This is a genomic window from Stenotrophomonas maltophilia group sp. RNC7 (assembly GCF_030910085.1).
GTDB classification, from domain to species: domain Bacteria; phylum Pseudomonadota; class Gammaproteobacteria; order Xanthomonadales; family Xanthomonadaceae; genus Stenotrophomonas; species Stenotrophomonas sepilia.
In genome coordinates, this window is record NZ_JAVFVN010000262.1 from 1 (window position 1) to 290 (window position 290).

Here is a 290-nt window from a genome sequence, read left to right on the forward strand (position 1 = left end):
TTGGACGAGCATCCATCAGCTCGCGTCCCTATCCTTCTGCGTCACCCCATTGCTCATAACGGTTTACGGTGGTACAGGAATTTCAACCTGTTGTCCTTCGACTACGCCTTTCGGCCTCGCCTTAGGTCCCGACTTACCCTGGGCGGACGAGCCTTCCCCAGGAACCCTTAGGCTTTCGGCGGACATGATTCTCACATGTCTTTTCGTTACTCATACCGGCATTCTCACTTGTGTACAGTCCAGCAGTCCTTCCGGTCTACCTTCAACCCGGTACACAACGCTCCCCTACC

At 54.8% G+C, this 290-nt stretch carries 1 rRNA gene; it reads right to left on the minus strand.

Features of this window, described 5'->3' with window-relative positions:
- Positions 1-290 (minus strand): 23S ribosomal RNA (locus tag RCF13_RS03395); the annotation flags it as partial.